This is a genomic window from Castellaniella sp. (genome assembly GCF_034675845.1).
In the GTDB taxonomy this organism is placed as follows: Bacteria; Pseudomonadota; Gammaproteobacteria; order Burkholderiales; family Burkholderiaceae_B; genus Castellaniella.
The window spans coordinates 729,395-751,589 of record NZ_JAUCCU010000001.1 but is presented as its reverse complement, the minus strand read 5'-3'; the positions used below and the strand labels follow the sequence as shown (position 1 = coordinate 751,589).

Genomic DNA, 22,195 nt, shown 5'->3' with positions numbered 1-22,195 from the left:
AATGCATGGAAATCAGTATGAAAACACGCACTGTTCTGATCTCGTTCCTAGGGATTCTGACCCTGGCCTGGGCCTGGGATGCCCTGGTCTTAAACCCCATGGCGGGGGATGGGCTCTGGGTTGCCCGCAAGGAAGGTATTTTCCTGACTGGCATCTGGGCCATGGGCCTGATGTCTCTGGTGATGATGTTGGCCACCCGGCCCGTCTGGCTGGAGTCTGCGCTGGGAGGTATGGACCGCATTTACCGGCTGCATAAATGGGCTGGCATTCTGGCCATCAGCCTGGGCATTGTGCACTGGTTGATGGAAATTGGCGGGGGAACCTTGCGTAGCCTGATCGGGGCAGCAGTCAACAAACCGCCCAAGACCATTGTGCCGGAGTTCTTGGTGTCCAGCCATGGCTTGGCCAAGGACGTGGGCGAATGGGCGATCTATATCTTGATTGTGTCACTGTTGATCACGCTATGGAAGGCTTTCCCCTATAAATCCTGGCGGATTCTGCATCGGGTGATGCCGTTGCTGTATCTCGTGCTGGTGTTCCATGTGGTGGCCTTGACCCCGGCGGCCTGGTGGTTGCAGCCCTTGGGGCTGATCATGGGGGCCTTGATGCTGGGCGGCAGCCTGGCGGCCATTCCGGCCCTGCGTCAGCGGATCGGCCAGCGTCGTCGCCACGTCGGCCATATTCAGTCCGTGCGCCAACTGGCAGGGGGGATTACCGAGGTCAACTGCGTGATGAATACCGGCTGGCCGGGGCATCAGGCGGGCCAATTTGCCTTTGTGACGTTTGATGCGCGTGAGGGTGCCCACCCCTACACCATTGCCAGTGCCGAGCAGGCCGGGCACTTGCGCTTCGAGATCAAGGCACTGGGCGATTACACCCGGACGCTGGCTCAGCGCCTGCAGGCGGGCGATGCGGTGCAGGTGGAAGGCCCCTATGGACGATTTGACCATCGACGAGGCCAGGCTAATCAGGCCTGGGTCGCGGGCGGCATTGGCATCACCCCGTTTCTGGCCTGGTTGGAGTCCTTGCAGGCCCGTCCCGAGGCCGCTCCCCGAGCGCAACTGCATTACTGCGTGCGGGATGCTGCCCATGATCCTTTTGTGACTCGGTTGCAGGCGCTGTGTGCTGCACTACCCAGCATCACCTTGCATGTGCACGATGCCAGCCATGGCCAGCGTCTGGAGGCGGATACGTTGCACCGTGCCAGTCAGGTCCAGGAGGGGGATGCCATGGATGTCTGGTTTTGTGGCCCGGCAGGCTTGGCAAGGCAGTTGGAAACCGGGTTGCAGGCCTTGGGCCTGAAGGATGTGGCGGTGCACCGTGAGGCGTTTGAAATGCGATGATGAAAAATATCGTATAATGATCGACTTGGCTGGAACAATCCAGCGCATCATCGGCGCAATGGCAGAGTGGTGATGCAGCGGACTGCAAATCCGTATACGTCGGTTCGATTCCGGCTTGCGCCTCCAGATTTACAAAAACGGCTCATGTCCTCGACATGGGCCGTTTTGCCGTAAAAAAATGGTGTCTGACCCCATTTTTTTGACCCCCTACCGCCACATGGCAATCATGTCGCAGGGACCTGAGCGGCGCGCTGAGACTGCATGAAACGGGTGATGGCATTCAGCATGATGCCGTATAAGGGAACAAACAGCAGCAGGCTGACCAAGAGTTTGATGGCATAGTCCACCAGGGCGATTTCACCCCAATGCGCCGCCATGAAGGGGTTGCTGCTATGCCAGAAGGCCACCCAGAAAAACACCAGTGTATCCAGCGCCTGCCCGAGAACGGCAGAGGCGGCCGGGGCGGCCCACCAGACCACGGTGCTGCGTCGGATGCGGTCGAACACCTGCACATCCAGCAGTTGCCCCAGGACGTAGGCCATGAAGCTGGCCAGCGCGATCCGAAAGACGAAAGTATCGAAGTGACCCAGGGCATCCAGGCCGCTGAACAGGCCGTCGTTGAACAGCACGGATACCACATATGAAGCAATCAGCGCAGGCACCATGGCTCGGGCAATGACTCGGCGTGCCTGATGCTTGCCGATCAGTCGTACGGTCAGGTCGGTGGCCAGGAAGATGAAAGGAAAACTGAAGGCGCCCCAGGTGCTGTGAAACCCGAACAGGTCGATGGGCAGTTGCACCAGATAGTTGCTGGCGATGATGATGAATACATGGAATGCAACCAGCAAAGTCAGATAGCTGGAAGCCCGCGAAGACGGCGCGCAAGGGGAGGTCATGATGAGCCTTTTTAGTGGATGGGGTAAGGGAACCCATGAAGGTGTTGCCGTGGGGATTATATCCTGTCGCCCTGCAACCATTGCTGATAAGCCTGCCGGGTCACCTCTGAGACGGACTCCAGGACCTTTTGGTGTTTGACTCGGTGCCGCCCTGCCAGCCTGACATCGGCCACAGCCCGCGACTTGCAGTACCAGTGGCAGCTGTGCTGCATCAGGTATAGCTCTGCTGAAAGATGATAGGCGCGGTCTTTCGGGCTCCAGTGGTTCTCATTGTCCACCACGTGGCGCAGGCCTGTGGCGTGTATCTCCAGCAGGGCACGAAAGTCGCGGGTGGAGGCCGGCAGAAAACGTTCGATATACGGCAGGCAGAATGACAGTATGCCCATGCGCGTGTCCTGCGCATTTTCTGCGTGCATGGCATCTGCCAAGGTACGCATTTGCGCGGCGACGGCGTGTTCGGTCTGGGCAAACCCAGCCAGTACCTGCAGTTGGCGGCTGGTTTCTTTTTCGTTGATGGCCCGGGTATAGCCCTGCGTGAGGGTTTCCATGTGGCGTTCGAGTTGCAGGCGGGCTAGATGGCGCCCCAGTAAGGCGATGTGGCCGCGCTGGTAGCGCAGGCACAGCAGCCGCCATGCCACGACGATGGCCAGTAGAGTAAGTGCGATGTCCATTGCGTCTGCATCATGCTGATATTGAAAGGGAAGACGGCATTGTAGATGAGTCGGCCCAGGGCTTTGCCGGTGGGGGGCTGGGGATGCGATCCGGGCTGGGGATGCGAAGCCAGGATTTGCTTAGTTTATGTATTCATAAAATGAATGATGAAATTTCAATATTTAATTTGTAAATATGAAGTGCGTCCGATATGGTATGGACTCTCGCTTCAATTCCAAGGCGCCAGTGTCGATGCGCCAGGGTTCTTCACATGACATCCCAGGAGTCCTCCATGTCCACGACTTACTACGCCCCGAAAGGCGGCCACCCCCCACAGACCGACCTGTTGACCGATCGCGCCATGTTCACTGAGGCCTATGCCGTCATCCCCAAGGGGGTGGTGCGCGATATCGTGACCAGCCATCTGCCGTTCTGGGACAAGACCCGCTTGTGGGTGCTGGCCCGTCCGTTGACAGGCTTTGCCGAGACTTTTTCCCAGTACATTGTCGAAGTCAGCGCCGGTGGCGGCAGTGATCGGCCCGAGCTGGACTCCAAGGCCGAGGGTGTGTTGTTTGTAGTCGAAGGGGAAATGGAAGTCACGCTGGATGGCACCGCACATGCCATGAAAGCGGGCGGCTATGCCTTTATCCCGCCCGCATCGAATTGGAGCTTGCGTAATCGCAGTGCGTCAGCCGTGCGTTTCCACTGGATCCGCAAGCGCTATCAGGTGGTGGACGGTCTGGCTGCGCCCGAGGCCTTCTTCACCAACGAGCAGGACATCGAGCCGATCGCCATGCCGGATACCGAAGGCCGTTGGAAGACGACGCGCTTCGTGGACATGGCCGACATGCGCCATGACATGCATGTGAATATCGTCACGTTCCAGCCCGGTGGCATCATCCCGTTTGCCGAAACCCATGTGATGGAGCACGGCTTGTATGTGCTGGAAGGCCAGGCCGTCTACCGTCTCAATCAAGACTGGGTCGAAGTACAGGCGGGTGACTTCATGTGGCTGCGCGCCTTCTGCCCGCAAGCCTGCTATGCCGGTGGCCCCAAGCCCTTCCGCTACTTGCTGTACAAGGACGTCAATCGCCATGCGGCCCTGACCCTGGGTGGTCTGGGCGGCTAATCCGCGTTTCTTCGGCCAGCATATCGGCCAGCGCCTGTGCCAATGCCTGAACCATGGCATTGGCCGTTGGCCGGTGCAGCAATGCAATCTCGTACTGTTCCACGGGCGGCAGACCATGGTGGGTGCCGAGTACCGAGTGATCCGGCGTGACGCTGCGCTGCGGCAACAGGCTGATGCCCAGGCCTGCCGCCACGGCGCTTTGGATGCCATTCAGGCTGGAACAGGTGTAGGCAATGCGCCAGGCGCGGCCCATGGCTTCGACGGCGCGGATCATATCTTCCCGGTACAGGCCCCTGGGGGGAAAAGTCACCAGGGGAATGGGATCGAGATGCAGGCAAGGATGCTGCGCACTGTCGATCCAGGCCAGGGATTCAGCCTGACGGGTGATGGCGCTGCGGCTGTGGCGGCGTTGCTTGATCAAAATGAGGTCGAGTTCGCCCCGGTCAAAGCTGGTGGTCAGGCTGGAACATAGTCCGCTGGTGATTTCCAGCTTCACCTGTGGATGGTGGCGGCTGAAGTCTGCCAGCACCTGCGTCGTGCGGCGGGCCACAAAGTCTTCTGGCACGCCCAGCCGTACGGTCGCGGCAACGGCGGCACCGGCCAGCACATCCAGGATCTGTTCATTCAAGGCCAATAGGTGGCGGGCGTGGCTCAGCAGGGCTTCGCCTGCTTCGGTCGGCAGCACTTCGCGGTTGCCGCGGTCCAGCAAGCGATGGCCCGCCATGTCTTCCAGGCGGCGTATTTTCTGGCTGATCGTGGATTGAGTCGAATGCAGCCGTGTGGCGGCTGCTGTGAAGCCACCGTGATCCACCACCGTGATAAAGGCCTTCAGCAAGTCCAGGTCAAAGAGTGGTCGATTGGATTTCATGGCGCGTAATCAATGATATCGGTCTGGCTTGACGTATGATGCGTGGGAAAATCCCGCTTGTTCCGTAGGGAAAAAGCGGGCTCAGGATGGCTATCAGGTAGGGACTATGGCTGGCATTGATCCACAGCATTTTATTCCGGAAGGTAAAGACTTCCATTACGACGAGTTCCCGTTTTACTGGCTGGTTCGCCTGCATGCCCTCTATACGCTAGAACTGGAAAGAGTGCTCAAGCGACTGAAGACCGGTATCCCTCAGCGGCGGGTCTTGATTGTCTTGCGGCAGCATGGGATTGTCAGCGTCTCCACGCTGGCCATGCACGTGGTCATCAAGCCTTCGACATTGACGCGTATTCTTCAGCGGATGCGTGAGGCGGGGCTGATCGAGATGCGCACCAATGCAGAAGATGCGCGTGTGACCGATGTCGTGATCACCCCCGACGGCGAGGCGCTGGCCGTGCAGATCGAGCAGGCGACCCACAGAATTTTCGTGCGTGGCTATCAGGGCCTGACTGCGGAAGAACTGGAGCAGTTGATGGAAACGCTCAAGCATATGTTTGCAAACCTATCCGAGCACTGAGTCGGGCTGGTCGCTTTGGTTGGGGATGCTGCTGCCGCTTGGCAGCCCTGCGTGTAGTTCAATAATCTGGCGCAGCGTCTTCTTCAGTTCTTCGGCCCGGACCAGCCCAAAGGGTTCCAGGATGCGGCTTTCGTGTTCGCGGGCCAGCCCGATCAGATGTTTGATCATGGTAGTCCCCTGGGGCGTGATCCGAACCAGGGTGATGCGCCGATCACTAGGGTGGGGCAGCCGTTCAATCTGGTGCTTTGATTCCATGCGGTCCAGTAGGCGGGTGATGGTAGGCTGTTTGGTGACGGTAACCTGGGCCAGGTCGCCGATGCTGATGAGGTTGCCATCAGCCAGAGATGCCATGACGCGCCATTCAGTGACTGAAAAACCGTGTTGGCGGACCACCTCGTGAAATTCTCCCGAAATCAGTTGGCTGGCCAGCGCCAGCAGGGCGGGCAGATAGCCATCGATGAATCGAGTGGGAGAAGGGCTGGGTTCCGTAGCGTGTGACATCTGTATCCTACTGTCAGTCGTGGCTGCCATTCTATGCCTGTCCGATGATTACCGGACATGGGCTTAGGGTAAATCATGATAATGAATAGATTCAGTCGTAAACTATAATTTGCTCCAAGATTTGCCCGGAAGAGGCGGCGAATTCATGATTCTGGAGCGAGACAATGGCCGAACGATCATTTGTCAATGAAGTCAAGAAGCTACGATTGCCAGCGGGAGAAGTCTTTCGTGGTGAGGGCATTCTCGCGATCACCAAAGCGCTGCTGGAATCCGGGGTGGGCTATATCGCAGGCTATCAGGGGGCGCCGATTTCGCACTTGATGGATGTTCTCGCGGATGCGCAGGACATTCTGGCGGAATACGGCATACGCTTCGAGAACAGCGCCAGCGAGGCCACGGCGGCGGCAACCCTGTCGGCATCCGTCAACTATCCCCTGCGCGGCGCAGTCACCTTCAAGGCCACGGTCGGCACCAACGTGGCTTCCGATGCGCTAGCGAACCTGGCCTCGGGCGGGGTTACAGGCGGTGCGCTGGTGATCGTCGGCGAAGATTACGGTGAAGGTTCTTCGATCATGCAAGAGCGCAGCCACGCCTTTGCCATGAAATCCCAGATCTGGCTGCTCGATCCGCGCCCGAATCTGCCTTGTATCGTACAGGCGGTCAAGGATGGTTTTGATCTGTCCGAGGCCAGCCACACGCCGGTCATGCTGCAGGTGCGTATCCGTTCTTGCCACTTGCATGGGCAGTTCATTGCGTCCGACAATCAGGCCCCCGCATTTTCCGTGCGCGATGCGCTGGAAAACCCCGTGCGGGATGTCAATCGCATTGTGTTGCCCCCGGCCAGCTTTGTGCACGAAAAAGAAAAAATCGAAGAACGCTGGCCTGCTGCCGTGCGCTTCGTCCAGGATCGCCAGCTCAATGAGTTTTTCTCCGAAAAGGTGGCGGATGTTGGCATAGCCCTGCAAGGCGGGCTTTATAACACCGTGATCCGCGCACTGCAGCGCCTGGGTTTGGCAGACGTATACGGTGAATCGAAGATTCCCCTGTATGTCATGAACGTGGCCTACCCCTTGATTGAAGACGAATTCGAACGCTTCTGCCAGGACAAGAAAGCCCTGCTGATTCTGGAAGAAGGGCAGCCAAACTTTATCGAACAAAATGTTGCTTCGATCGTGCTGCAGCGTCATCTGGATATCCGCCTGCACGGTAAGGATGTGCTGCCGATGGCGGGTGAATACACGACCGCCGTTGTGCGCGTCGGACTGAAGGCTTTTCTGGAACAGCACGGTTGGGCCTTGCCCGAAGTTACCCCTGATGCGCCACTGCCGGTCGTGACAGAATCCACGGAAGCAGCAGTCGCTGTTGCAGCCGTGGCGGCGGTCGAAACCACTGCCGCTATCGAAGTGACGGCGGTCGCCGAGGTTCCCCCCGGGCAAGAGCTGCCGCCGCTTAGCGAAACCGTGTATCCACGCCCGCCTGGGCTATGTACCGGATGTCCGGAGCGGCCTATTTTCTCTGCCATCCGACTGGTTGAACGCGAATTGGGGGTGCATCACATCAGCGCCGATATTGGTTGCCAGCTGTTTTCCATCCTGCCGCCTTTCGACCTGGGCAATACCACCATGGGCTATGGTCTGGGTGGGGCCAGCGCATCGGCCCTGAATGTCGCGCCGGGCAGTACACCCGCCAATCGCCGCGCCATTTCCATCATGGGGGATGGCGGGTTCTGGCATAACGGCCTGACCAGCGGCGTGGCCAACTCGGTGTTCAACCAAAGCGATAACCTGACCATTATCGTGGACAACAACTACACCGCCGCCACCGGCGGGCAGGACATACTTTCCACGCACAATACCGTCAATCCGACCCGCAGCACCGGCCACGAAATCGAGGACGCCGTGCGCGGCGTGGGGGTGAAGTGGGTGCGTACGATCCGGCGCACCTACGATACCAAGGCCATGACGCGCGCGCTGCGCGAGGCTCTGACCACGCTCTCACATGGCCCCAAGGTGTTGATCGCCCAAAGCGAATGCATGCTCAATCTCCAGCGGCGTGAAAAACCGCTGCGGCGCAAAGCCATTGCCGAGGGCAAACGAGTCGTGCGTGAACGCTTCGGGGTCGATCCTGACACATGTACCGGCGATCACTCCTGCATTCGCTTGTCGGGCTGTCCGTCGCTCACCATCAAGGATAATCCCGATCCGCTGCGCCAAGAGCCCATCACGGCAGTCGAGGATAGCTGCGTGGGGTGCGGTCATTGCGGCGAGGTCGCCCATGCTGCGGTGCTGTGTCCATCGTTTTATAAAGCCAGCATCATCAATAACCCGACCGGTTGGGACAAATGGAAGCACCGCATGCGCGGGGCGGTCATTGCCTGGCTGCAGCGCGGCCTGGCCCGTCGTCGCGACCGGCATGTCTTCTAATGGGTCCATTGAGATAAGCCGATATGTATTCTGAACCGATCAAGATTGCGATTCTGGCCATGGGTGGCGAAGGCGGCGGCGTGCTGGCCGACTGGATCGTCGATATGGGCGAAGCCAATGGCTGGTTTGCCCAGACTGCGTCCGTGCCCGGCGTGGCGCAACGCACCGGCGCCACGATCTATTATGTCGAGCTATTCCCTGGGGCGGATCGGCCCGATGCCCGTGTGCCAGTGTTGGCGCAGTCGCCTATGCCGGGCGATGTGGATATCGTCCTGGCATCCGAACTCATGGAAGCGGGCCGTGCGGTTCAGCGCGGTTTCGTCACGCAGGACCGCACGACGCTGATCGGGTCTACGCACCGGGTCTATTCGATTGCCGAGAAATCGCATCCGGGCGATGGCCGGGTTGATAGCGATGCGCTGCACCGGCAGATTCGCCGTGCCGCCCGCCGGCTGGTGGCCTTCGACATGGCCAGCACGGCAGAGCGCAACGGCAGCGTGGTCAGCGCCGTGTTGTTTGGCGCGCTCAGCGGTGCCGGGGTGCTGCCCTTCAATCGGGCCCAATTCGAAGCAACCATCGAACGCGGCGGCCTGGGCGTCAAGGCCAGTCTGGCGGCTTTTGCCGATGCCTTTGAGCAGGCGCGGATCACACAAAGCGAGGCTTCACGTCCCACGGTGCGGGCGCGGGATGGTGGCCCAGCCGTCGATGCAAAACCGGCCTTGCCGGACCCAGCCACTGTGGCGCCGCGCCATCCACAGGTGGCTAGGCTGGTCGAACATGCCCGCAGCTACCCAGCAGACATCCAGCCCATCGTGATCGAGGGCATCCGTCGTTGTGTGGATTACCAAGACCCTGCCTACGGACGTCTGTATCTGGATCGGCTGGATGCGCAAAGAGCTGCGCCCGGCGGTGAAGATGCCGAGATGATGCGTGAAATAGCCCGCCATCTCGCCTTGTGGATGAGCTACGAAGACACTATTCGGGTAGCCGACCTCAAAATCCGTGGCAGCCGTTTTAACCGTGTGCGCGATGAAGTGCACTCGACCGACGAGCAGGTGCTGTCGATTTCTGAATACATGCACCCGCGCATCGAGGAAATCTGTGAAACCCTGCCGGCCGGCCTGGGGCGCTGGCTGTCCAAGCCGCATGCCATTCATCGCCTGGTGGCCCGCTTCACTCGCGAAGGCCGGGTGGTTGCCACCAGTTCGTTGGGTGGATTTTTCTTGCTGTATGTGCTGGCATGGTGGGGGCGCTGGCGGCGCGTCACCTTGCGCTACGCCGTCGAGACTGCGCGTATCGATGTCTGGCTGCAGCGCTTGCGCACGGCAGCCGCCATCGATCCCCGTCTGGCGCTGGAAGCCGCCAAATGCCAAACGCTGGTGCGTGGTTACAGCGATACGCACACACGGGGTCTGCGTAATTACGAAATCATCATGACGGTGTTGGATCGCCATGCGAACGCGCTGGCACCCGCCATCCTGCGCGAAATCCGCAATGCGGCCCTGGCCGACGAACATGGTCGCTTCCTGCGCGACACCCTGGTGCGCCGGGGGTTTCCGGTCGATGGGCTGTTTGCCTGAGCCCAAAGGATCTATTCATGCATAAAAGGAAATCTTGATGGCACGCCTGGGGTATGACGATGTGGCCGTGGCCGTGCCGGTCACTGTGCCTTACCAGCGCTTCTCGAACGAAGGTGCGCACTGGTTTATTGGCCAGGCCGTGCGCGGGCTGATCGAGCGCAGCGGCGTGGCCAAGGAGCAGATTGATGGGCTGTGCCTGTCCAGTTTTTCTCTGGTGCCCGATACTGCAGTGGGGGTTACCCAGCACCTGGGCCTGTCGCCGCGTTGGTTGGACCACATCCCGACGGGGGGCGCGTCCGGCGTCATGTGTCTGCGGCGTGCCGCCCGGGCGGTTCAGGTGGGCGATGCCGATATCGTGGCCTGCGTGGCGGCCGATACCAATCATGTGGATTCGTTTCGCCAGACGCTCGGGGGCTTCAGTGATTTTGCCCGAGATGCCACCTATCCGTATGGATCGGGAGGGCCTAATTCGGTCTTCGCCATGATTACGGCGCACTATATGCGCAAGTACGGCGCCCAGCGCGAGGACTTCGGCCGCATTGCCGTGGCGCAGCGCCAGAATGCGCTGCTCAACCCCAATGCTCTGTTCAAAAAGCCTTTGACGCTGGACCAGTACATGGCGGCGCGGCCTATCGCCGACCCTTTGCATTTGTTCGATTGCGTCATGCCGTGCGCCGGTGCCGAGGCCTTTCTGGTGATGAAACAAGAGCGTGCCCGTGACCTGGGGCTCGACCATGTTCTGGTGCGCGGTGCTATCGAGCGCCATAATGCTTTTTTCGATGATCCGGTGATGGTGTGCGGCGGCTGGCGCAAGGATCGCGATGATCTTTATGCGCAGGCCGGCGTCGGACCCGCTGATATTGATCTGCTGCAATCCTATGATGACTATCCCGTCATCGTAATGATGCAGTTCGAGGATCTGGGATTCTGTGAAAAAGGTGAAGGCCCCGAGTTCGTGCGTGCCAATACCTTGACCGTAGATGGCAGTTTTCCCAACAACACGGGCGGTGGCCAGCTATCGGCCGGGCAGCCAGGGGCTGCAGGGGGGTTCATGGGACTGACTGAAACAATACGCCAGCTGACAGGCCAGGCTGGTGACCGTGCCGTGGCCCATGCCAAGCTGGGTCTGGTGGCGGGGTTCGGGATGGTGACTTACGACCGTTGCCTGTGTACGGGCGCGGTGATCCTCGGGAGCAGCCAATGACCATGCCTCTGATGCGGCCCCGGCGCAAGAATCCGGTCCTGCGCACCCAACAAATGAATTTGCCCCCCTGGGCGCGTGGACGCGTGGCCCTGGGCATGACGGCTGCGGCGGCTGAAGGCCGCTTCGAGTTACAAGCCTGTGATGCCTGCGGGACCCTGCAGTATCCGCCGCGTTCCGCCTGTCACCACTGCCTGTCCAACCAGTTGGTCTGGCGCGAACAGGACGGCGCGGGCGAACTCCTCAGTGAAACAACGCTGCACCACAGCAATGATCTGTTCTTTCGCGAGCGTCTGCCTTGGCGCTTGGGATTCGTGCGTTTGGATGCGGGGCCGACCGTCATGGTGCATGTACACGGCGACGTTGGTGCTGCGCCGCAGCGAATACGCGTGGGGGCACGGCTTGATCGTGCCGGGCAGGCCGTCTTGATTGGATTCCCGATGGAAGGAAGTGCAAATATGGCAGATGATCCGATGTTGCGTGAGATGGGTTGCGACCCGAAGTTTCGCAAGGTGCTGGTCACCGATGGCAAGACCCCGGTAGGCCAGGCCATTGTGCGGGCACTGGTGGCAGCCGGTGCTGATCTGGTCTGGGTGGGCCATGCCGAGCCCTGGAAGAATATGGGTGGGCTGGATGACATTACAGCGTTGCCGCAGGTGTCGCTGGTGCCACTTGATCTCAGTGATGGCCGCAGCATCGTCGCGCAGGCCGGCTCGATTGGTGGCAAGGTGGATATCGTCATCAATAATGCCGAGGTGCACCGGACGCATGGCATTGCCTCGCGACGCGGCACGGATGTGGCGCGAGCCGAGATGGACATCAATTATTTCGGCCTGTTGCGCCTGGCCCAGGAATTCGGCCCCGCGCTCAAGGGGCGCTCGGCCGACGGCACGACCAGCGCTACAGCGTGGGTCAATCTGCTGTCGATCTACGCGCTGGCAAACTTCCCGCCCCAGGGCACCTACAGCGCCAGCAAGGCGGCGGCGCACTCGTTGGCGCAGTGCCTGCGGGCGGAAATGACGCCGGCGGGCATCCGCGTCGTCAATGTCTATCCAGGGCCCGTCGATGATGAATGGAACCAGAACATGCCGCCACCCAAACTCAGTCCGGAATCCTTGGCCAATGCCATCGTCAAGGCCTTGAAAGAAGGCATCGAGGATGTCTATCCCGGCGATGTGGCCCAGGAATGGCTGCAACGCTGGCGCGACAATCCCAAGGTTCTGGAACGTGAACTTTCGATGAATCGTGGCTGATGGCCCGGAGAAGCAAAGCATGACATCCCATACCAATCCGATGACGGGCGCGCAGGCCTTGATGGGCTTTGCCCAAGCTCTGCTGGGGGGCGGCATCCGCGTGGTCGATCTCACCCAGACCCTGACCCCCGAGTTTCCGCAGATTGCGCTGCCGCCAGAATTTGGCCAGTGCTGGCCTTTTCGTATCGAGGAAGTCTCGAAATACGATGAACGCGGGCCAGGCTGGTACTGGAACAACTTTTCTTGCGGCGAGCATACCGGCACGCACTTTGATGCGCCCATTCACTGGATTTCTGGCCGCGATTTGCCGAACAATTCGGTGGATACCATTCCGGTGCGTAATTTTGTGGCGCCTGCCTGCGTCATCGACTGCTCGCCGCAGGTCAAGGACGATCCCGACTACCTGCTGACCATTCAGGACATCGAAGCCTGGGAATCCGCGCATGGCCGTATTCCGGCGGGGTCGTGGGTGCTGATGCGCACAGACTGGTCCAAGCGCACCGATCCCGAGGAATATCAGAATTACGATGAAACCGGCCAACATACGCCGGGGCCCAGCGCCGAGGCCGTGCGTTTCCTGATCGAGCAGCGCGACGTCTTGGGCTTTGGCTCCGAGGCCATCGGCACCGATGCGGGCCAGGGATACCACCTGCGTCCGCCCTATCCTTGTCATTATCTGATGCACGGCACTGGGCGCTACGGCTTGCAGTGTCTGTGCAATCTGGATCAGTTGCCTGCCTCTGGTGCCGTGCTGATCTGCCCGCCGCTGAAGATTGAAAAGGGCAGCGGTAGTCCCCTGCGAGTGCTGGCCCTGGTGGCGGATGCCTGAAGCAGGCTCCTCTTCCAGCAATCCAGCATCTTGTTTTTATTATTTATAAGTGAATTTTTTATAAATTAACCGTTTGATTCCCTCCCTTTCTGATGGAGTTCATGATGAAGTCTTTTCGTACCCTGCGCGTCCTGGCTGCAACGGTCTCGGCCACCGCCCTGATTGCCGCAGTCCCATCGGCCCATGCAGCCGATTACAAGGTTGGATTCATCACCTCTTTGGTGGGTCCGGTTTCTTCCCTGGGCATCCCCTACCAGAAAGGGATCATGGCGGGGCAAGCCTACCAGTCTGAAATCAATGGCAAGAAAGTCCAGCTCATTCAATTGGACGATGCTTCCGATCCCAGCACAGCGGCGCGGAATGCCCGCAAGCTGATCGAAGAAGATAAGGTCGATGCCATTATCGGCACGGCTGGATCACCCGGCGCCCTGGCGATTGCCGCCGTGGCGCGCGAGTCCAAGACGCCGCTGATCTCGATTGCCCATGCGTCCCTGTCGGGGGAGGAGGCTGAGTGGGTCGTGACAGTGCCGCAGCCCGCCTCCTTGATGATCAGCGCCGTGGTTGATCACATGAAGCAGGACGGCATCAAGACCCTGGGCTATATCGGTTTTTCGGACGCCTGGGGGGATCAGGTCTATGAAGCACTTGAAAAGACGACACCGGCGGCAGGCATTCAGGTCGTGAGCAACGAGCGCTATGCGCGCAGCGACACTTCAGTCGCAGGCCAAGTGCTGAAGATTGTCTCTCAGCGCCCTGACGCCGTGATTACGGGGAACTCGGGCACACCGGGTGCATTGCCGTACCTGGCGCTGGCTGATCGTGGTTACAAAGGCAAGCTGTATGGTACCCACGCCCTGATCAATCCGGCCTTTGTCAATGTGGCACGCAGTTCCGTCGAAGGTCTGCTGGCACCCACCGGCCCGGTCATCGTTGCCGAGCAACTGCCCGAGAGCAATCCTATCCGCCAGGTGTCGATGGCCTATCGTGACGCTTACCAAAAGGCCAACAACGCACCGGCTGCCGATGCCTTTTCCGCCTATTCCTTCGACGCCTGGCTGATCTTCCTGGATGCGGCTGAGCGTGCTTCGGCGACCGCAGAGCCAGGCACACCGGAATTCCGTCTGGCGCTGCGCGATGCGATCAACAGCACCAAGGAACTGGTGGGCACCCACGCGGTATACAACTTCCAGCCCGACACAACCTACGGCACGGACGAGCGTTCCCGCGTCGTGGTCCAGTTGGAAAAGGGCCAATGGAAGTTGGTTCCCTAAGAGGGCAGTCGCAAGGTCGGCGTGATGAGTTCCTGCGTCATCAGTACAAACTGGTCTCATCCACGCCGCCAGGCCATTGAGCAGCGGCCCGCAGTGATCAACGTAGAGGTTTGACATCATGACATGGGATATCGCCCTCATTTTGGGCATCGATGGGCTGGCCAATGGCGCCATCTACCTGCTTGCAGGGTTGGGGTTGGTGCTGGTTTTTTCAGTCACGCGGGTCGTCTTTGTGCCGTTTGGGGACATTGCTGCCTTTGCCGCTCTCAGCCTGGCGGCATTCGAGGCGGGCCAGGTGCCGCCGACGATTGGTTTAGTGATTTTCCTGGCTGTGGCGGCACTGCTGACGGAATTGGGCAGTCTGGTCCGTCGGGGCGAGGGGCGTCGCATTCCCGAGGCCTTGCTGCTGTGGGGGGTGCTGCCCGTGATTCCCTGCCTGATTGCCTGGATGGTTGCGCGGGCCGGCGCACCGGCACCTGTCCAAGTGATTGCGTCGGTACTGCTGGTGGTGCCGATGGCGCCGCTATTGGCACGGGTGATGTTTCAGCCCATCGCCGATGCGTCGGTGCTGGTGCTGTTGATCGTTTCCCTGGCCTTGAGCTTTCTGTTGTCTGGCCTGGGTTTGCTGTTTTTCGGCCCCGAAGGTACGCGCACGGCGCCTCTGGCCATGGGTTCTCTTTCCTTGGGTGACGGGATCGAAGTCAGCGGTCAGGTAATTCTGATGGTGGGCATGGCAGTCGTACTCAGTGGGCTGTTTTTTCTTGTCTTCGAACGGACAGCAATGGGCAAGGCGCTGCGTGCAACGGCCATTAATCGTGTGGGTGCCCGCTTGGTTGGGATACGTCCCGCCCGCACCGCGTTGCTGGCCTACGGCTATGCGTCTTTGCTGGCGGGATTCATCGGCATCCTGATCGCGCCGGTCACCACCATCTACTACGACTCCGGCTTTCTGATTGGCCTGAAGGCCTTTGTGGCCGCCATCATTGGCGGGCTGGTGAGCTACCCGGCCACGGCCTTGGGGGCCCTGGCAGTCGGTATTTTTGAAAGTTTTGCGTCTTTCTGGAGCGGTGCACTCAAGGACGTGATTGTGTTCAGCCTATTGATTCCCGTATTGATGGCGCGCTCTTATATGGCACGTCACCACGAAGATGAAGTCGAGGAGATTGATCAATGAAACCACTCGCTTCCAAGATTTCGATGGCAGTATTGGCCGTTGTTTTTCTCCTCGCGCCACTGTTTTTTGGCACCTTCACCGTCTCGTTGCTGAATGAAATCGGGATTGGTGCTTTGGTTGCCCTGGGGCTGGTCTTGCTGACCGGGGTGGGCGGCGCGACCTCGTTTGGTCAGGCAACTTTTGTGGGCATCGCCGCGTATGCCAGCGCCTGGTTGACGATCAACTACGATATTTCGCCCTGGCTGGGCCTGCCCTTTGCGCTGCTGCTGACGGGGCTGTCCGCCTTGGCCATCGGCATGTTGACCCTGCGTCTGGGAGGGCACTTCCTGGCGCTGTCGACGATTGCCTGGGGTCTGTCGATCTCCATGCTGTTTGGCAATATCGATGCCTTGGGCCGACATACCGGCCTGTCGGGCATCCCGCCCGTGACGATTGGCGGCTGGTCGCTGATGGAACCGCAGGCCATGTATTATCTGGTCTGGACCGTGGTTGGCCTGGGTTTTCTGTTCAGCCGCAATCTGCTGGACTCTCGTCCCGGACGCGCTATCCGGGGCCTGCGCGGTGGGGCAACCCTGTTGGCCAGCGTGGGGGCGGATGCCTACCGGCTGCGGCTGTCCTTGTTCGTCACTGCCGCACTGCTGGCTGGCTTGGCGGGCTGGCTGTATGCGCACATGAACCGCTTCGTCAGCCCTTCGCCCTTCAGCGTGCACGCCAGTATCGAATACCTGCTGATGGCGGTGGCAGGTGGCTTGGGTAGCCTGGTGGGCGCTTTGCTGGGGTCTGGCCTGGTGTTGGCGCTCAAGAACGCTTTGCAGGATGTGTTGCCATGGTTGACGCAACGAGCCGGTCAGCTCGATTCCGTTGTTTTTTCAGCCTTGTTCATCGCATTGCTGCATTTTGCCCGTGGCGGTCTCATGGCCTTTGTACGCCGCTGGCAGCGGCGCTATGGTCCTAGCCGTCCGGTCCTGATGCCTGTGGCACCGGCTCGGCTGCTGCCGCGTCGCGTCATGCCCACCGCAGGAACCCCCATTCTGTCGGTGCAGGGCGCGGTCAAGCGTTTCGGCGGTCTGGTTGCCGTGAATGAAGTCAGCTTTGAACTGAATGCGGGCGAAATTCTGGGGCTGATCGGACCGAATGGCGCGGGCAAGTCGACCATGTTCAATCTGCTGACCGGTACGCTGTCAATGACGTCCGGCCAGGTTCAGTTTTTGGGGCGCAATGTATCCGGCATGCTGCAGCTGGAAATCGCCCGCCTGGGCCTGGGGCGCACGTTTCAGCACGTCAAGCTGCGCCCCTACATGAGTCTGCTGGATAACGTGGCATTGGGCGTTCATGCCAGGACGCGTCCCAGCGTGCTGCGCGCCGGGCTGCGCCTGGACCGGGAAGAAGAGCGTCGGATCATGCACGAGGCCTGGCGTCAGCTCGACAGGATCGGCCTGAGCGACCGCGCGCATGAAGCGGCGGGTAGCTTGCCTTTGGGTACCCAGCGCATTCTGGAGATCGCCCGCGCTCTGGCCTCCGATCCCGTCCTGTTGGTGCTGGACGAACCCGCCGCAGGGCTGCGCCGTCAGGAAAAGCTGGCATTGAGCAAGCTACTGCGCCAGTTGCGCGAGGAAGGCATGACCATCCTGATCGTGGAGCATGACATGGATTTTGTGATGAATCTGGTGGACCGGCTGGTCGTGATGAACTTCGGCTCCAAGTTGGTGGAAGGTGTGCCGTCCGCCGTGCGCGCCGACAAGCGGGTGCAGGACGCCTATCTGGGAGGAACCGCATGAGTGTGCCGATGCTGGAAGTAGAAGACCTGCGGGTTGCTTACGGGCGGGTCGAGGCCGTGCGCGGGGTGTCGGTCACTCTGCAGCCTGGGCAGATTGTGTCCATCATCGGCCCTAATGGCGCGGGCAAGACAACGCTGCTATCGGCGGTCATGGGCCTGCTCCCCGCGCGTGGCATGTTGCGCTTCGAAGGGGAGAACCTGGCCGGCCTGGATGTCGAGTCGCGCGTCGAGCGCGGACTGTGCCTGGTGCCTGAAACGCGCGAACTGTTCGGCGAACTCTCGGTGCTGGACAATTTGTGCCTGGGGGCGTATTCGCGTCGGCTGCGGTCACAGGCGCTGCGCAATCGTCTGGATTCGGTGTATGCGCGTTTTCCGCGACTGGCTGAACGCCGCGCACAGCGGGCGGATACCCTGTCCGGCGGCGAGCGCCAGATGCTGGCGGTCGGACGTGCCTTGATGTCGGCGCCGCGCTTGCTGATGTTGGACGAGCCCAGCCTGGGGCTGGCGCCACTGATTGTGCGCGAAATCCTGTCTATTGTGCGTGCCTTGCGCGAGGATGGCGTGTCGATCCTGCTGGTCGAGCAAAATGCCAGGGCCGCGCTGGAGAGCTCTGATTTCGGCTATGTGCTGGAAACCGGAGAAATCGCTCTGTCGGGTGATTCGGCAGCGCTGGCCGAGGACGAACGGGTACAAGCCACTTATCTAGGAGGGGGCACCAATGACGATGCTGTATGAAGGACTGCCGCCCGCACAACGGACTGTGCCGCAGATGCTTTTGCGGCAGGCAGCGATGTACGCTGATCGAGCGCTTTTGACGCTGGGCACGACCCGCTGGACACACGCAGATGCAGCGCCCCGCGCCGCGCAGCGGGCGGGCGCATTGCGCGCCGCAGGCGTGGGCCGGGGAGATCGCGTGGCGATCATGAGTTCAAATCGGGTCGAAGTCCTGGAGACTTTTTTGGGCTGCGGCTGGTCAGGCGCTGTCGCTGTGCCGATCAATACCGCTTCGCGCGGGCCGCAGATCGAGTATTTCCTGGCCAACAGCCAGGCGCGATTGCTGGTGATCGAGGCGCAGTATCTGGATCGGCTGGCGACGGTCGATCTGGGCAAGACCTCGTTACAACAAATCTGGGTGCTGGATGGTTCTGATGCTGTGGGGGCGATCGGCGAGGTGCCGGCCAGCGCATGGCCGTCCGAGGGGCCAGCACTAGAGGCCGAGGCGGTGGGGCCGGGTGATACCCTGGCGATCCTGTATACCTCGGGCACCACGGGGCCGTCCAAAGGCGTGCTCTGCCCACACGCGCATTACTACTGGTGGGGTGTCAACACCTTGCGCGTCCTGGGCGTGCGGCAGGATGATGTCTTGTGTACGACGCTGCCGCTGTTCCACATCAATGCCCTCAATACGTATGCGCAGGCGGCCTTGATCGGCTGCGAGGTGGTATTCCAGCCAAAATTTTCGGCATCGGGTTTCTGGGCATCGATGGGTGCCTGTGGGGCGACCGTCGTATACTTGCTCGGCGCGATGGTGCCGATCCTGCTGGCGCAGCCTGAAGGACCGGCAGAGCAGGCGCACCGTGTTCGCATTGGCTTGGGGCCGGGCGTGCCCGCCGAGGCAAGCGCAGCATTCCGAGCGCGGACTGGCGTGCAATTACTGGAAGGCTATGGCTCGACGGAAACCAGTTTCGTGATCGGCACCGCGCTGGATTCGCCCCGGCGCGGGGTGATGGGCTGGATTCTGCCGGGCTTCGAGGCGCGTGTGGCCGACGAGGACGATGTGGAGGTGGCCGTTGGCCAGGCTGGCGAGTTGCTCTTGCGTGCGCAAGAACCCTATGCTTTTGCTTCCGGTTACTTCAATATGCCCGAAAAGACCGTCGAGGCCTGGCGTAATTTATGGTTTCATACGGGCGACCGGGTGTTGCGCGAAGCCGATGGCGCCTTCCGTTTTGTGGATCGGATCAAGGACGCGATCCGCAGACGGGGTGAAAATATCTCGTCCTACGAGGTCGAACAGGTGCTGTCGAGCCATCCGGCCGTGGCCGCCGTGGCCGTCTATCCGGTGGGCTCCGATCTGGCCGAGGACGAAGTCATGGCCGCACTGGTGGTGCGGCCTGGCCAAAGCCTGAGCCTGCCCGATCTGGCGGTCTGGTGCGAATCCCGGCTGCCGCATTTTGCCGTGCCGCGTTATATCGATGTGTTGGAAGACCTGCCGCGCACCGAGAATGGCAAAATTCAGAAATACAAGTTGCGCGAACGAGGGGTGAGCGCACTGACCTGGGAACGTCCTCAGGTGCCGCGCAAGCCCTCAGTTTGAGCCAAAATCGTAGATAATTTGATAGAGCAGAGAGGCTGAATGTGACCACGCATGCCAAACATTTTCGTCTGGTGCAGGCATTGGGCGATGATCATATCGGCCTGGAGGCGCGTGCCCAGATCGACGATCACATGGAAACCAAAATCTGGTTGCGTCTGTTGGCTTGCAGCACACAGATCGAGCATCAGATCCGTCAATTGCTGCGCGTGCGGTTTGCAACCAGCCTGCCCCGCTTCGATTATCTGGCCCAGCTGGATCGGCATCCAGACGGCTTGCGCATGAATCTGCTGTCGCGCTACCTGATGGTCACCGGCGGCAATGTGACCGGTCTGACTGACCAGTTGGTCAAAGAAGGGCTGGTGCGTCGTATTGTCAATCCAGAAGATCGCCGTTCCTGGCGCGTGATCCTGACTGACAAAGGGCGTGCCGAATTCACCGACATGGCCGCCGAACACGAGCGCTGGCTGGTCGAGATGTTCAAGGGCTTGCCGGGTGACAGCCGGGACGCGCTCTACGAGCACCTGGGCCACTTGCGGGTGCTCCTGGCCAGCCGTCAGGCCGAGGTCGAAGCCAAGGCCGTAGCGGCTGCACCGAAGCGGCGCAGCAGCAAAATATCCAGCTGATTCGGGATATTCCCTATTGATCGAGTTCGTTCCGGTTAATAGCATTACAACTAAATATATGATTTTGGATTTATTTAGAAAGCTAAGACTTGCCGTGCAGAATGGAGCCCGGGTTTTTTTAGTTATTTAATTCAAAAATCAATTGAAATCGGAAATAAATTGTGCAGAGCAGCTATCGCTTCTGACCCAATCAAGCATCACCACCATGAAGCACCGATCAATGGAGACGACAATGACTGACACTACTTCTTTGCCTGCTGGCATCGGTTCGAATCCCGAACTGGCCGATCTTTTGCAGGATATCCACAAGCGCCGACGGGAATTCGAGGCCCTGGGGCATATTCCCCAGGATATGATCGACCGCCTGAAGAAGCTGGGCGTCTATCGCGCGCTGGTGGCAAAGCGCTTCGGTGGCGACGAATGCACGCCTGCCGAATTCTGCCGCCTGATCGAACTGATTTCTCAGGCCGATGGCTCGACAGGCTGGGTTGCCAGCTTCGCCGTCGGTGGGATCTACCTGTCGGCCCTGCCGGTCGCCACGCAGGAAAAGCTGTACGCCGATGGCGGCGTGGATCAGGTCTTCGCTGGCGGGATCTTCCCACCCCAGCCTGTCAAGGTCGTCGAGGGTGGTTTCGAGGTTTCCGGTCGCTGGCACTTTTCCAGCGGCAGCATGGGGTCGGACGTGGTCGGTGTCGGGATCATCCCGCCCGCAGAAGGGGCGGCTGCCTTGCCGCGCATGGCGGTCATGCGCCGCGATCAGATCCGCATTGAGCAAAACTGGGATGTCATGGGCCTGAAGGCGACCGGCAGCAACGACTTGGTCGCTGAGGGCGTCGTGGTCCAGGAAGACTGGACTTTCGTGCGCGGCAGCGCCTCGTCCCTGGACACACCGCTGTATCAATATCCGGCCCTGGCGTTTGCGGCGCAAGTCCTGGCCGTGGTCGCTCTGGGTATCGGGCGCGGGGCAATTGATGAGGTCTTGCAGATGGCCGCAGGCCGCAAGTCCGTGACGGGGGCGCCAAACCTGGGTGAACGCGTTTACGCGCAACTGGAAGTCGCGCGCATCGAGGCCGAATTGCGTGCCGCCCGCAGCTGGTTCTATGAGGCCATCAACGATGTCTGGCAGGTGCTCGTCGCGGGTGACAAACCCGAGGACCATCTGATCAGCATGCTGCGTTTGTCGGCGACGCACGCCGCCCGGGTAGGGGCTGACGTCGCCCGTCGTGCGCAGATGCTCAGTGGCATGACCGGGGTTTATGAAGCCAGCCCGCTGGCCCAGCAGGTGCGCGATGCTCAGATGGTGACTCAGCATGCCTTCATGGGCGACATCATCTACCAAAATGCAGGTGCCATGCGCTTCGGCCTGTCGCCCCTGCCGGGTTATCTCTGAGCACAACCCGACTCAATCTTATTTCAGGAGAATCTCGTGGAAGACAAAAAATCATTGCGTGTGCTGTTCTGCATCGGCGTCAATCAAAACTTCATGGATGGCACGCCTCAGGACATGCAAGATGTCTGGGTCGCTTTTCTGGCCATGATGCGCGGCATTCGCGATCTGCCCGGCGTGCGGGTGCTGGGCAATCTGGACGATGACCGGATCATGGTCGGACCCTCGGTGCAATTTCCCTGGACCACCTATGTGCTGGCTGACGTGCCGGATTTCGAGACTGTGGCGGATGCCTGCAATCTGTTTCGCGCCACTCCTGTGGGTGACGGCACGTACAAGCTGTGGAAATACATGCGTGTCGAGGCCCGTATCGGGCGCGAATTGATCATTGATTGAAC

20 protein-coding genes and 1 tRNA gene are annotated in these 22,195 nt (G+C 60.3%); 17 read left to right on the top strand and 4 right to left on the bottom strand.

Features of this window, described 5'->3' with window-relative positions:
* Positions 1-17 precede the first annotated feature (17 nt).
* Both VDP81_RS03680 and VDP81_RS03675 read left to right on the top strand, forming a co-directional pair.
* The gene (locus VDP81_RS03680; RefSeq protein ID WP_323011570.1) at positions 18-1,343 is read left to right on the top strand and encodes a ferric reductase-like transmembrane domain-containing protein; all 1,326 of its coding nucleotides are present in this window, start codon (positions 18-20) and stop codon (positions 1,341-1,343) included.
* 52 nt (positions 1,344-1,395) lie between these two features.
* Positions 1,396-1,469 (top strand) — tRNA-Cys (locus VDP81_RS03675).
* Positions 1,470-1,567: 98 nt separating this feature from the next.
* Here the strand turns inward: VDP81_RS03675 and VDP81_RS03670 are convergent.
* Together VDP81_RS03670 and VDP81_RS03665 are read right to left on the bottom strand one after the other, a co-directional pair.
* Positions 1,568-2,239, bottom strand: a complete 672-nt coding sequence (locus VDP81_RS03670) for a 7-cyano-7-deazaguanine/7-aminomethyl-7-deazaguanine transporter (RefSeq protein ID WP_323011569.1) — start codon at positions 2,237-2,239, stop codon at positions 1,568-1,570.
* Positions 2,240-2,295: 56 nt separating this feature from the next.
* Positions 2,296-2,910, bottom strand: coding sequence for a hypothetical protein (locus tag VDP81_RS03665; protein ID WP_323011568.1), 615 nt, complete (start codon positions 2,908-2,910; stop codon positions 2,296-2,298).
* 272 nt (positions 2,911-3,182) lie between these two features.
* Between VDP81_RS03665 and VDP81_RS03660 the strand changes: the two genes are divergently transcribed.
* Entirely contained in the window at positions 3,183-4,019 is an 837-nt protein-coding gene (locus tag VDP81_RS03660; protein WP_322994425.1) for a bifunctional allantoicase/(S)-ureidoglycine aminohydrolase, read from the top strand.
* On the opposite strand, the gene VDP81_RS03655 is transcribed toward VDP81_RS03660, so the two are convergent.
* Positions 3,976-4,887, bottom strand: a complete 912-nt coding sequence (locus VDP81_RS03655) for a LysR family transcriptional regulator (RefSeq protein WP_323011567.1) — start codon at positions 4,885-4,887, stop codon at positions 3,976-3,978. The genes VDP81_RS03660 and VDP81_RS03655 overlap by 44 nt on opposite strands.
* Positions 4,888-4,993: 106 nt before the next feature.
* Between VDP81_RS03655 and VDP81_RS03650 the strand changes: the two genes are divergently transcribed.
* Positions 4,994-5,464, top strand: a complete 471-nt coding sequence (locus VDP81_RS03650) for a MarR family winged helix-turn-helix transcriptional regulator (protein ID WP_322994426.1) — start codon at positions 4,994-4,996, stop codon at positions 5,462-5,464.
* Here the strand turns inward: VDP81_RS03650 and VDP81_RS03645 are convergent.
* On the bottom strand, positions 5,450-5,965 hold the full coding sequence (locus tag VDP81_RS03645; protein ID WP_322994427.1) for a MarR family winged helix-turn-helix transcriptional regulator: 516 nt from the start codon (positions 5,963-5,965) through the stop codon (positions 5,450-5,452). The two genes, VDP81_RS03650 and VDP81_RS03645, sit on opposite strands and share 15 nt — an antisense overlap.
* 164 nt (positions 5,966-6,129) lie before the next feature.
* Between VDP81_RS03645 and VDP81_RS03640 the strand changes: the two genes are divergently transcribed.
* The 13 genes from VDP81_RS03640 to VDP81_RS03580 all read left to right on the top strand — a co-directional run bounded on the left by VDP81_RS03640 (position 6,130) and on the right by VDP81_RS03580 (position 22,193).
* Complete coding sequence (locus tag VDP81_RS03640) at positions 6,130-8,388, top strand: indolepyruvate ferredoxin oxidoreductase subunit alpha (protein WP_323011566.1); 2,259 nt, start codon at positions 6,130-6,132, stop codon at positions 8,386-8,388.
* 23 nt (positions 8,389-8,411) lie between these two features.
* The gene (locus VDP81_RS03635) at positions 8,412-9,968 is read left to right on the top strand and encodes an indolepyruvate oxidoreductase subunit beta family protein (protein ID WP_323011565.1); all 1,557 of its coding nucleotides are present in this window, start codon (positions 8,412-8,414) and stop codon (positions 9,966-9,968) included.
* 37 nt (positions 9,969-10,005) lie between these two features.
* The gene (locus tag VDP81_RS03630; protein ID WP_323011564.1) at positions 10,006-11,172 is read left to right on the top strand and encodes a thiolase family protein; all 1,167 of its coding nucleotides are present in this window, start codon (positions 10,006-10,008) and stop codon (positions 11,170-11,172) included.
* On the top strand, positions 11,169-12,422 hold the full coding sequence (locus VDP81_RS03625) for an SDR family NAD(P)-dependent oxidoreductase (protein WP_323011563.1): 1,254 nt from the start codon (positions 11,169-11,171) through the stop codon (positions 12,420-12,422). The genes VDP81_RS03630 and VDP81_RS03625 overlap by 4 nt, the downstream gene beginning before the upstream one ends.
* A gap of 19 nt (positions 12,423-12,441) precedes the next feature.
* Positions 12,442-13,251, top strand: a complete 810-nt coding sequence (locus VDP81_RS03620) for a cyclase family protein (RefSeq protein ID WP_323011562.1) — start codon at positions 12,442-12,444, stop codon at positions 13,249-13,251.
* 104 nt (positions 13,252-13,355) lie between these two features.
* Positions 13,356-14,522 carry an ABC transporter substrate-binding protein gene (locus VDP81_RS03615; RefSeq protein ID WP_323012386.1) on the top strand — a complete coding sequence of 389 codons (1,167 nt, stop codon included), beginning with the start codon at positions 13,356-13,358 and terminating at the stop codon, positions 14,520-14,522.
* Positions 14,523-14,640: 118 nt separating this feature from the next.
* Positions 14,641-15,696, top strand: coding sequence for a branched-chain amino acid ABC transporter permease (locus tag VDP81_RS03610; RefSeq protein WP_323011561.1), 1,056 nt, complete (start codon positions 14,641-14,643; stop codon positions 15,694-15,696).
* Positions 15,693-17,474 (top strand): branched-chain amino acid ABC transporter ATP-binding protein/permease, encoded by a 1,782-nt coding sequence (locus VDP81_RS03605; RefSeq protein ID WP_323011560.1) that lies wholly within the window; start codon positions 15,693-15,695, stop codon positions 17,472-17,474. Before VDP81_RS03610 ends, VDP81_RS03605 begins: the two co-directional genes overlap by 4 nt.
* Complete coding sequence (locus VDP81_RS03600) at positions 17,471-18,208, top strand: ABC transporter ATP-binding protein (RefSeq protein ID WP_322994435.1); 738 nt, start codon at positions 17,471-17,473, stop codon at positions 18,206-18,208. Before VDP81_RS03605 ends, VDP81_RS03600 begins: the two co-directional genes overlap by 4 nt.
* Positions 18,192-19,787, top strand: coding sequence for an ATP-dependent acyl-CoA ligase (locus tag VDP81_RS03595; RefSeq protein WP_323011559.1), 1,596 nt, complete (start codon positions 18,192-18,194; stop codon positions 19,785-19,787). The genes VDP81_RS03600 and VDP81_RS03595 overlap by 17 nt, the downstream gene beginning before the upstream one ends.
* Before the next feature lie 41 nt (positions 19,788-19,828).
* Positions 19,829-20,410 (top strand): MarR family transcriptional regulator, encoded by a 582-nt coding sequence (locus VDP81_RS03590; RefSeq protein ID WP_322994437.1) that lies wholly within the window; start codon positions 19,829-19,831, stop codon positions 20,408-20,410.
* 232 nt (positions 20,411-20,642) lie between these two features.
* Positions 20,643-21,800, top strand: coding sequence for an acyl-CoA dehydrogenase family protein (locus VDP81_RS03585; RefSeq protein WP_322994438.1), 1,158 nt, complete (start codon positions 20,643-20,645; stop codon positions 21,798-21,800).
* Positions 21,801-21,893: 93 nt separating this feature from the next.
* Positions 21,894-22,193, top strand: coding sequence for an IacB protein (locus VDP81_RS03580; RefSeq protein ID WP_323012385.1), 300 nt, complete (start codon positions 21,894-21,896; stop codon positions 22,191-22,193).
* The last annotated feature ends 2 nt before the right edge of the window (positions 22,194-22,195 follow it).

Excerpts from the sequence above, each read along its gene's own strand:
- VDP81_RS03680 (WP_323011570.1), top strand. The coding sequence starts at position 18 with ATGAAAACACGCACTGTTCTGATCTCGTTCCTAGGGATTCTGACCCTG.
- VDP81_RS03670 (WP_323011569.1), bottom strand. The coding sequence starts at position 2,239 with ATGACCTCCCCTTGCGCGCCGTCTTCGCGGGCTTCCAGCTATCTGACT.
- VDP81_RS03665 (WP_323011568.1), bottom strand. The coding sequence starts at position 2,910 with ATGGACATCGCACTTACTCTACTGGCCATCGTCGTGGCATGGCGGCTG.
- VDP81_RS03660 (WP_322994425.1), top strand. The coding sequence starts at position 3,183 with ATGTCCACGACTTACTACGCCCCGAAAGGCGGCCACCCCCCACAGACC.
- VDP81_RS03655 (WP_323011567.1), bottom strand. The coding sequence starts at position 4,887 with ATGAAATCCAATCGACCACTCTTTGACCTGGACTTGCTGAAGGCCTTT.
- VDP81_RS03650 (WP_322994426.1), top strand. The coding sequence starts at position 4,994 with ATGGCTGGCATTGATCCACAGCATTTTATTCCGGAAGGTAAAGACTTC.
- VDP81_RS03645 (WP_322994427.1), bottom strand. The coding sequence starts at position 5,965 with ATGTCACACGCTACGGAACCCAGCCCTTCTCCCACTCGATTCATCGAT.
- VDP81_RS03640 (WP_323011566.1), top strand. The coding sequence starts at position 6,130 with ATGGCCGAACGATCATTTGTCAATGAAGTCAAGAAGCTACGATTGCCA.
- VDP81_RS03635 (WP_323011565.1), top strand. The coding sequence starts at position 8,412 with ATGTATTCTGAACCGATCAAGATTGCGATTCTGGCCATGGGTGGCGAA.
- VDP81_RS03630 (WP_323011564.1), top strand. The coding sequence starts at position 10,006 with ATGGCACGCCTGGGGTATGACGATGTGGCCGTGGCCGTGCCGGTCACT.
- VDP81_RS03625 (WP_323011563.1), top strand. The coding sequence starts at position 11,169 with ATGACCATGCCTCTGATGCGGCCCCGGCGCAAGAATCCGGTCCTGCGC.
- VDP81_RS03620 (WP_323011562.1), top strand. The coding sequence starts at position 12,442 with ATGACATCCCATACCAATCCGATGACGGGCGCGCAGGCCTTGATGGGC.
- VDP81_RS03615 (WP_323012386.1), top strand. The coding sequence starts at position 13,356 with ATGAAGTCTTTTCGTACCCTGCGCGTCCTGGCTGCAACGGTCTCGGCC.
- VDP81_RS03610 (WP_323011561.1), top strand. The coding sequence starts at position 14,641 with ATGACATGGGATATCGCCCTCATTTTGGGCATCGATGGGCTGGCCAAT.
- VDP81_RS03605 (WP_323011560.1), top strand. The coding sequence starts at position 15,693 with ATGAAACCACTCGCTTCCAAGATTTCGATGGCAGTATTGGCCGTTGTT.
- VDP81_RS03600 (WP_322994435.1), top strand. The coding sequence starts at position 17,471 with ATGAGTGTGCCGATGCTGGAAGTAGAAGACCTGCGGGTTGCTTACGGG.
- VDP81_RS03595 (WP_323011559.1), top strand. The coding sequence starts at position 18,192 with ATGACGATGCTGTATGAAGGACTGCCGCCCGCACAACGGACTGTGCCG.
- VDP81_RS03585 (WP_322994438.1), top strand. The coding sequence starts at position 20,643 with ATGACTGACACTACTTCTTTGCCTGCTGGCATCGGTTCGAATCCCGAA.
- VDP81_RS03580 (WP_323012385.1), top strand. The coding sequence starts at position 21,894 with ATGGATGGCACGCCTCAGGACATGCAAGATGTCTGGGTCGCTTTTCTG.